We start from the raw sequence: 8,917 nt of genomic DNA, 5'->3' as shown, positions 1-8,917 counted from the left end.
ACTCTGTGTGCGGGCCTTCGGGCCCCGTACATCGGTAGCGGCACGCAGGCTGCTGCGCCGGTCGAGCATGGGCAGCAGCCGGTAGCCCTCGGCGAAAAGGGCCCGGGCCCGACGCACCTCGAAGTGCACGAGGCCGGCGAAGTCGGAGCCCTCGGGCGGCATCGGCCCGCGGAACCCGGCCGAGCAGCCGAACTTGGCGAGGTCGTCGGCGGGCAGGTAGGTACGGCCCCCCTCGGCGTCCTCCCGGACGTCCCTGAGGATGTTGGTGAGCTGGAGCGCGAGGCCGAGGGTGTCGGCGTACTCGGACGCGCGCTCGGCGCCGCGGGCGCCCGGCTCGGTACCGAACACGCCGAGCGAGAGGCGGCCGATGGCACCGGCGACACAGCGGCAGTAGACCTTCAGGTCGTCCCAGGTCTCGTAGGTCTCCCCGCGCACGTCCATCTGGACGCCGTCGATCAGCTCGTCGAGGCCGCCGAGCGGGATCGGGAAGGCGCGCGCGGCGTGGGTGAGGGCGACGGCCACCGGGTCGGTGTCGTCCTCCCCGACCTCGTCCTCCCGGATCCGGGCGAGCAGCGCCCGGGTGTCCTCGAGCCGCGACAGCTTCACGTCGTCGGCCAGGTCGCCGTCGCCGATGTCGTCCACGCGCCGGGAGAACGCGTACAGCGCCGACATGGCGCGGCGCTTGGGCGTCGGCAGCAGCCGGATGCCGTACGCGAAGTTACGGGCCTGCTGCCCGGTGACGGTCTCGCAGTAGCTGTAGGCGGCGAGTACCGGTGCGGACACGTGCGACGGAGAATCCACGGTCCGGATCACCCCTCTCCTCGCAGGATCACGCCCGCCTCACGCAGCAACTGGAGCTTGCCGGGTTTGGGCGGGCCGGGAAGTACGTCGTATTCGGCGGCGGCGATCGCTCCGATCGCCGCCCTTCCCCCCGCCACGAACCCCGCGAGCAGCAGCTTCAACCTGCCGTGGACGCTACCCACCAAGGGGGCGCCTTCATTCAGCAGATCGCGGGCGCGTTGCGCTTCGTATGCAACCAGGGCGCGCACCGATGCGCCTGTGGTTTTCGCGGCGAGATCCGTTTCCTGGACGTGAAAGTGCTTCATGTCCTCGGCCGGCAGATAGATCCGGTCGCGGCCGAGGTCCTCTGCGACGTCCTGGAGATGCTCCACGATCTGCAGCGCGGTGCAGATCGCGTCGGACAGACGGATCCGTTCGGGGGTCGAGGTGCCGGTGACGGCGAGGACGAGACGGCCGACGGGGTTGGCGGACAGCTCGCAGTAGGCGAGGAGGTCGTCGTAGGTCTCGTACCGGGTGATCAGCTGGTCCTGGCGGTTGGCGGCGATCAGGCCGAGGAACGGCTCGGGGGTGAGGGAGCGGCGGCGGACGGCGGGCTGGAGGCGGCGCAGCAGGGGGTGGCGCGGGGCGCCGTCGAAGACGCGGCGCAGATCGGCCTCGAAGGCGTCCAGCAGGACCAGGCGATTGTCGGCCTCGGCGGCCGACACGCCGAGCAGACGGGCGTCGGCTCCGCCGGGGGCGAGGTCGCCGTCGCCGATGTCGTCCACGAGGCGGGCGAAGCCGTAGACCGCCATGAGGTCGTCGCGCCAGTCCCGGGGCAGGAAGAAGGGGGCCACGGGGAAGTTCTCGCTCGTGGCCTTGTCCAGGGTGGCGCGTTCCGGATCCTGCGCCGTCCCGATGGCCGTCATCGGGCGCTGCCTGGGGCGGGGACGGCACATGCTGCGTTGAGCTGGGGAGTTTCCGTAGCCATTGCCGTCACATCTCCCGTTCTACACTGCCTACCCAATACACACTATTTCGGACACGCCGCCCGGCGATCCGCAGGGCCGCCCCGGCACAGGGTGTCGCGTATTATCGCCCCACTTGCCGCTTTCCGGCACCCGTACAGCTTACGTTGTACAACGCAGCGTGGTCCGTGGGGGTGTCCTGCGCATCACAACAACACACCGATTAGCGTCAAGATTCCTTGCCGGCACAGGAGTTGACGGTTCCTTTGCGGACGCGGGGCCCCGCCGGACGAGTTCCGTCGGGGCCCTGGCCGAAACCGGTCACTTGCCCGTGAACTTCTCGTACTCCTTCAGGACCTCTTCGGTCGGCCCGTCCATGCGCAGCTCACCGCGCTCCAGCCACAGGACGCGGTCACAGGTGTCCCGGATCGACTTGTTGTTGTGACTGACCAGAAACACCGTGCCGGCCTCCTTGCGCAGTTCCCGAATGCGTTCCTCCGAACGCTTCTGGAACTTGCGGTCGCCGGTGGCGAGGGCCTCGTCGATCATGAGGACGTCGTGGTCCTTCGCGGCGGCGATGGAGAAGCGCAGCCGGGCCGCCATGCCGGAGGAGTACGTGCGCATCGGCAGCGTGATGAAGTCGCCCTTCTCGTTGATGCCGGAGAAGTCGACGATGTCCTGGTAGCGCTCCCTGACCTGCTCCCGGGACATGCCCATGGCGAGACCGCCGAGGGTGACGTTCCGCTCGCCGGTCAGGTCGTTCATCAGGGCCGCGTTCACACCCAGCAGGGACGGCTGGCCGTCGGTGTAGACCTTGCCCTTCTCCGCGGGCAGCAGGCCGGCGATGGCGCGCAGCAGGGTGGACTTGCCGGAGCCGTTGGAGCCGATCAGGCCGATCGCCTCGCCCCGGTAGGCGACGAAGGACACGCCCCGGACGGCGTGCACCTTGCGCACCCCGCGCGCCGTGTCGTCGGAGCCGCGCCGCAGGATGCGGCTGAGGGCGGCCGTCGCGCTTCCCTTGCCGCTCCTGGCGCCGTTGACCCGGTACACGATGTGCAGGTCGTCCGCGATGACCGTCGGCCGGTGGTCACGCGTGACCGCTGCGGTGTTCTGCTCAGCCACGGCCGTACCGCTCCTCCGCCTTCCAGAAGTACACGAAACCGCCCGCGAAGGCGGCCACGGCCCAGAACAGGGCGATGGCCCACACGTGCGGCGGCAGGTTCGAGGCGCCGTAGCCGTCGATCAGCGCGTAGCGCATGAGGTCCATGTAGACCGCCGCCGGGTTGACCTGGAGCAGCCGGACGGCCCACTCGGGACGCCCCTCCATCATCTTGCTGATGGAGAACATCACGCCCGAGGCGTACATCCAGGTGCGCAGGACGAAGGGCATCAGCTGCGCGAGGTCCGGCGTCTTCGCGCCCATGCGGGCCACGATCAGCGCGAGTCCGGTGTTGAACAGGAACTGCAGCAGCAGCACCGGCACGATCAGCAGCCAGGACGCGCTCGGATAGCTGCCGAACCCGATCGCCACGACGAACAGCACGATCATCGAGAACAGCAGCTGCTGGAGCTGCTGGAGCGAGAAGGAGATGGGCAGCGAGGCGCGCGGGAAGTGCAGGGCGCGCACCAGGCCCAGGTTGCCGGAGATGGCGCGCACACCCGACATGATCGAGCTCTGCGTGAAGGTGAACACGAACACGCCCGTCACCAGGAACGGGATGTACACCTCCTTGGACATGCCGCGGCTCGCGTGCAGGATGACGCCGAAGATGAAGTAGTACACGCCCGCGTTCAGCAGGGGGGTCGCCACCTGCCACAGCTGACCGAGCTTGGCCTGGCTGTACTGAGCCGTCAGCTTCGCCTGCGAAAAGGCGAGTACGAAGTGGCGCCGCCCCCACAGCTGCCGGACGTACTCGGCGAGCGAGGGCCTGGCGCCGCTCACGGCGAGCCCGTACTTGGCGGCCAGTTGCGCCGCCGTCAGGCCTTCGTCGGGCGACGGTATCGCGCTCACCGCGACACCGCCGTCATGGGTTGTGTGACTCACGAGGGAAATCCGGACTCTCTCGGTAAGAAGCTTGCTCTCTTCAGGTAAGAGAAGCTTCTCAGATCACCGGAGGGCGGCCCAGCCGGGTCAGCCGCCAGACCGTGCGCCAGCGCATCGGGCGCCGCGGACCGCACGGCGTGGTCCAGCCCTCCTTGAAGCCGCCGAACCAGGCGCGCAGGGCCGGGCCGGAGGGGCGGCGCAGGAGGGTGAGCAGCACCCAGACGCCGAGGTAGACCGGGACGAGGAGGGCGGGGAGGTTGCGGCGGGCGAGCCAGACGCGGTTGCGGGCGACCATGCGGTGGTAGACCGCGTGCCGCGAGGGGGCGGTCGTCGGGTGGTACAGCACCATGTCGGAGCGGTAGTCGATCATCCAGCCGGCGTCCAGGGCCCGCCAGGCCAGGTCGGTCTCCTCGTGGGCGTAGAAGAACTCGTCGGGCAGTCCGCCGACGTCGGCGAAGACACGGGTGCGGACGGCGTTGGCGCCGCCCAGGAAGGTGGTGACCCGGGAGGAGCGCATCGGGTCGGAGGCGCGCAGCCTCGGCACGTGCCGGCGCTGGGTCTCGCCGGTCTCGGGGTCGGCGATGCGGAAGCTGATGATGCCGAGCCCGGGGTCCGCCTCGAACGCCGTACGGCACAGCTGGGCGGTGTCGTGGCGGGCGAGCAGGCCGTCGTCGTCGAGGAAGAGCAATATGTCGACATCCCGGCCGCTGGGTCCGAAGGCCTCGGTGCCGACGTTGCGGCCGCCGGGGATGCCGAGGTTCTCGGGCAGCTCGATCGTCCGCACGCCCTCGGGGACGTCCGGGACGGGCGAGCCGTTGCCGACGACCACCACCTCGACCGGGTCGCCGTCCTGCTTGGCGACCGAGTCGAGCAGGGCCCGCAGTTCCTCGGGCCGGTTGCCCATGGTGATGATGACGGCGCCGACCTTCACGGCGCTCACTTCAGCCTGCTGGAGGCGAGGATGGACACCAGGTGCAGCAGGGTCTGGAGGAGCGCGATGCCGGCCATCACCGCCACACCCAGCCGGGAGAAGAACAGGTCGCCGCGCACCTGGTCGACGACGGCCAGGACCAGGATCAGCAGGGACGCCTCGATGCCGAGGATCAGCCGGTGGAACTTCAGGGCGGCGGCGGCCCGGCGGGCCAGCGCCATGCCGGAGGAGCGCATCTCGGCGGCGGCCTCCTTGACCGGCGGCTTGCCGGCCTGGTGGCGGGCGACGCCGACGAGGTCGGTCTCGGCCTTGATGAGGATGGCGCCGAGCGCGGCCAGCGTGCCGAGGAAGGCCCACAGCCAGTCGATGCGGCCGCCGCCCCACAGGTCGGCGGCGCGCAGGCCGAAGCCGACGAGCACCGCCGCGTCGGTCAGATAGGCGCCGACCCGGTCCAGGTAGACGCCGTTCAGCGAGTACTGCTTCTTCCAGCGCGCGATCTCGCCGTCGACGCAGTCCAGCAGCAGGTACATCTGGACGCAGACCACGCCGAGCACGGCGCCCGGGATCCCCGGCACCAGCAGCGCCGGGGCCGCGAGCACGCCGAAGACGGTCATCAGGTACGTGAGCTGGTTGGGCGTGACCCTGGTGTTGACCAGGTAGCGGTCGACCCGCAGGGACACCTCACGCATGTAGAGGCGTCCCATCCAGTGCTCACCGCTGCGCCGATCCTTCACCCCCGCGGGGTGGACGACCGGACGGAGTTCAGCTACCGATGGCCTTGACATAGTCGGCGTAGGTGTCCTTGATCTGGTTCGTCTTGAGGTCGAGGTGTTCGAGGATCGTGTAGCGGCCGGGCCGGGTCTCGGGAGCGAACTCCACGGCGCGGACGAACTCGTCCACGGTGAAGCCGATCTCCTCCGGCAGCACCGGAAGTCCGTGCCGGCGCAGCACACCGGCCGTGAAGGCGGCCTCCTCGTGTTCCCCGCGCAGGTACATCGCGAAGGCCGCGCCCAGTCCGCACTGCTCGCCGTGGGCGGCCGCCCGCTTGGGGAACAGCAGGTCGAAGGCGTGGTTGATCTCGTGGCAGGAGCCGGAGGACGGGCGGGAGTCGCCGGAGATCGACATCGAGATGCCGCTGAGGACCAGCGCCTCGGCGAGCACCTGGAGGAAGTCGTTGTCCCCGATGCCGCCCGGGTGCCTCAGGACCGCCTCGCCGGCCTGCCGGGCCATGGCGGCGGCGAGACCGTCGATCTTCTCGCCGTTGACCCGGTTGGACAGCTCCCAGTCCGCGACCGCGTTGATGTTGGAGATCGCGTCGCCGATGCCGGCGCGCACGAAGCGGGCCGGGGCCTCACGGATCACGTCCAGGTCGATGACGACCGCGATCGGGTTGGGCACGCCGTAGGAACCGCGGCCCGCGTCGTTGTCGAGGGTGGCGACCGGCGAGCACAGGCCGTCGTGCGCGAGGTTCGTCGGCACGGCGACCAGGGGCAGGCCGACCCGGGCCGAAGCGAACTTGGCGCAGTCGATGATCTTGCCGCCGCCGAGTCCGACCACCGCGTCGTAGCGGCCGGACTTCATCTCGCCGGCCAGGCGTACGGCGTCGTCGAGGGTGCCGCCGCCGACCTCGTACCAGGAGGCGCCCGGCAGTGAGGGCGCGATGCGCTCGCGCAGCTTCGCGCCGGAGCCGCCGCTGACGGCGACGGCGAGCCGGCCGGACTGCGCGATGCGCTCGTCGGCGAGGACGCAGGCCAGGTCGTCCAGGGCACCCGGGCGGATGTCCACGACGACCGGCGAGGGGATCAGCCGGGTCAGTAGCGGCACGCGATCTCCCGTCCCTTGGCGAGGTCGTCGTGGTTGTCGATCTCGACCCAGTCCACGTCGCCGATCGGCGCCACGTCGATCCGGAAGCCGCGGTTGACCAGCTCCTGGTAGCCGTGCTCGTAGAACTGCTGCGGGTCGGTCTCCCAGACCGTCTTCAGCGCGTCGACCAGCTCGGGAGCGGCGTCGCCCTCGATCAGGGTGACGCCGATGTACTCACCGGTGGCCTCGGCCGGGTCCATCAGCTTGGTGATCTTCGTCATGCCCTTCTCGGGTTCGACGACGACCTTCATCTCCTCGTCCGCGAGGGACTTCACGGTGTCGAGGGCCAGGATGATCCGCTTGCCGTCGCCACGCGCCGCGAGCAGCGACTTCTCGACGGAGACCGGGTGGACGGTGTCGCCGTTGGCGAGGATCACGCCGTCCTTGAGGGCGTCACGGCCACACCACAGGGAGTAGGCGTTGTTCCACTCCTCGGCCTTGTCGTTGTCGATGAGGGTGAGCTTCAGTCCGTACTTCTGCTCCAGGGCCGCCTTGCGCTCGTAGACGGCCTCCTTGCGGTAGCCGATGATGATCGCGACCTCGGTCAGGCCGATCTCGGCGAAGTTGGCGAGCGTCAGGTCCAGGACCGTCGGTTCCCCCTCTATGCCGGCGGGGCCCACAGGCACCAGAGCCTTCGGGAGGCTGTCGGTGTAGGGGCGCAGACGCCGTCCGGCGCCGGCCGCCAGCACGAGGCCGATCATGCGGTTTCTCCTTCATCGTGTACGGCGGGAGCCCCTGCGGACACCCAGAAGCGGATGCTCTCGACGAGCACCACAAGGGCTACGGCCACGGCGAGGACCGTGAGCGCGACCTTGAACAGCGAGGCGGTGAGCAGCGCGGCCAGGACGGCCACGAGCAGCGTCCGCCCCTCGTGTCCCTCGATGGAACGCACCAGCCAGGCCGGAGGCGCTCCGGCGTTGCCGCGGATGCGGTACACCGTGTCGTAGTGATGGTAGGCGACGGCCGCCACCAGGCCGAAAGCCGCAGGGAGGGCACCGTTTACCCCCGCTTTGCTCGCGAGGATCAGGACGGTGCCGTACTCGGCGGCGCGGAACAGCGGCGGGACCAGCCAGTCGAGGACGCCCTTGGGCGGGCGGTGCAGCGCCTGGCCGGAGGTGACGGCGTAGACGACCGCGCCCGCGACCGGGGCCCAGGTGACACCGGAGAACAGGGACACGGCGAGGACCGCCGCACCGGCGAGCGCCACCCGGAGCGGGGAGCCGAGGCGGACCCGTGTGGAGCGGGCCGCGAAGGAGGCCAGTGGGCCGTTGTCGGCGAGGTCCGCCAGCGCCCGGGCGGCCCGGTCGGTGCGCCGCGCCTTGCGGGTCAGGGACCGCAGCACCCGGCCCGCCGTGGTGTACGTCGCCGCCAGGGCGCAGCCGGCGAGCAGGACGTAGAAGGTGATCCGGGGGGTCGTCGCCGCCGTCAGGACCGCGATCATCGCCCAGCGCTCGCCGATCGGCAGCACTATCATCCGGCGCACCCAGACCGTCCAGCCGACGCTGTCGAGCCGGCCGGAGAAGGCCGCGGTGGGGCTGGTGTTGGCGGTGGCGTCGTGGTTGGCCTCGTTGAAGGAGAAGTCGACCACGTGCCGGCAGGTCTGCAGGATCATGGCGCCGAGGGCGAGGGCCCAGACGTCGTCGCCGCCGCGGGCGGCGCCGAGGGCGAGACCGGCGTAGTAGGCGTATTCCTTGGCCCGGTCGAAGGTGGCGTCGAGCCAGGCGCCGAGGGTGGAGTACTTCAGGGCGTAGCGGGCGAGCTGGCCGTCGGTGCAGTCCAGGACGAAGGACGCGATCAGCAGCACGCCCGCGGCTATGAACCCGCCGCGCGTGCCCGTGGCGGCGCAGCCGGCCGCGATGAGCGCGGTGAGCAGCGAGGCGGTCGTGACCTGGTTCGGGGTCAGGCCGCGGCGGGCGCACCAGCGGGCGATGTAGCGCGAGTAGGGGCTGATGCAGAAGGTGGTGAAGAAGCCGTCGCGGGACTTCACGGCCGACTTCAGGCGTACGGCCTCGTCGTCGACGGCGGCCACGGCCTGCCGGGCCTCGTTGCGGGCCTGCGGGTCGGCGGGGACGACGGCGACGAGGCTGCCCAGCTCGGGGCGGTGGACGTCGCCGCCGTCGGCGTCGAGCGCGGTGACGATGTGGTCGGCGAGGCTTTCGACGGCGACGGCCGTGCCGCCGCCCGTCGAGGTCTCGCGGGCCATGGCCCGCGTCAGCGCCTGCCGCGCCGCCGGCTGGGCGGTGACGGCGCCGGGGACCGCGGCGAGCGGGAAGCGGGGGTCGGTCAGACCGAGACGCAGGGCGTGCGGGTGGCCGACGAAGCGGGCGTCGACCA

General features: G+C 70.5%; 9 protein-coding genes. All 9 read right to left on the bottom strand.

Annotated elements, in window-relative coordinates:
- On the bottom strand, positions 1-813 hold an 813-nt coding region (locus ACWEN3_RS34295; RefSeq protein ID WP_452978940.1), incomplete at its 3' end, for a squalene/phytoene synthase family protein.
- Complete coding sequence (gene hpnC, locus ACWEN3_RS34290) at positions 810-1,706, bottom strand: squalene synthase HpnC (protein WP_452978938.1); 897 nt, start codon at positions 1,704-1,706, stop codon at positions 810-812. The genes hpnC and ACWEN3_RS34295, both read right to left, overlap by 4 nt.
- A 360-nt stretch (positions 1,707-2,066) precedes the next feature.
- Entirely contained in the window at positions 2,067-2,867 is an 801-nt protein-coding gene (locus tag ACWEN3_RS34285) for an ABC transporter ATP-binding protein (RefSeq protein WP_452978935.1), read from the bottom strand.
- Positions 2,860-3,789, bottom strand: a complete 930-nt coding sequence (locus ACWEN3_RS34280; protein ID WP_452978932.1) for an ABC transporter permease — start codon at positions 3,787-3,789, stop codon at positions 2,860-2,862. Before ACWEN3_RS34280 ends, ACWEN3_RS34285 begins: the two co-directional genes overlap by 8 nt.
- A gap of 58 nt (positions 3,790-3,847) precedes the next feature.
- Positions 3,848-4,720, bottom strand: a complete 873-nt coding sequence (locus ACWEN3_RS34275; protein WP_452978943.1) for a glycosyltransferase family 2 protein — start codon at positions 4,718-4,720, stop codon at positions 3,848-3,850.
- Between the two features lie 5 nt (positions 4,721-4,725).
- A complete protein-coding gene (locus ACWEN3_RS34270; RefSeq protein WP_452978929.1) occupies positions 4,726-5,505 on the bottom strand; it encodes a CDP-alcohol phosphatidyltransferase family protein in 780 nt (259 codons plus the stop codon).
- Positions 5,483-6,544, bottom strand: coding sequence for an iron-containing alcohol dehydrogenase family protein (locus tag ACWEN3_RS34265; protein WP_452978926.1), 1,062 nt, complete (start codon positions 6,542-6,544; stop codon positions 5,483-5,485). The genes ACWEN3_RS34270 and ACWEN3_RS34265 overlap by 23 nt, the downstream gene beginning before the upstream one ends.
- Positions 6,532-7,284, bottom strand: coding sequence for a phosphocholine cytidylyltransferase family protein (locus ACWEN3_RS34260; RefSeq protein WP_452978924.1), 753 nt, complete (start codon positions 7,282-7,284; stop codon positions 6,532-6,534). The genes ACWEN3_RS34265 and ACWEN3_RS34260 overlap by 13 nt, the downstream gene beginning before the upstream one ends.
- A partial coding sequence (locus ACWEN3_RS34255; RefSeq protein WP_452978921.1) for a DUF5941 domain-containing protein occupies positions 7,281-8,917 on the bottom strand: 1,637 nt, incomplete at its 5' end. The genes ACWEN3_RS34255 and ACWEN3_RS34260, both read right to left, overlap by 4 nt.

The sequence above is a fragment of the Streptomyces sp. NPDC004561 genome (genome assembly GCF_053602155.1).
Note: the sequence above shows the minus strand (reverse complement) of the source record. Positions and strands in the feature narration are given on the sequence as shown.

What these genes read in the sequence shown, in the direction of transcription:
- ACWEN3_RS34260 (WP_452978924.1), bottom strand. Translation starts at nt 7,284, where the DNA reads ATGATCGGCCTCGTGCTGGCGGCCGGCGCCGGACGGCGTCTGCGCCCC.
- ACWEN3_RS34270 (WP_452978929.1), bottom strand. Translation starts at nt 5,505, where the DNA reads ATGTCAAGGCCATCGGTAGCTGAACTCCGTCCGGTCGTCCACCCCGCG.
- hpnC (WP_452978938.1), bottom strand. Translation starts at nt 1,706, where the DNA reads ATGACGGCCATCGGGACGGCGCAGGATCCGGAACGCGCCACCCTGGAC.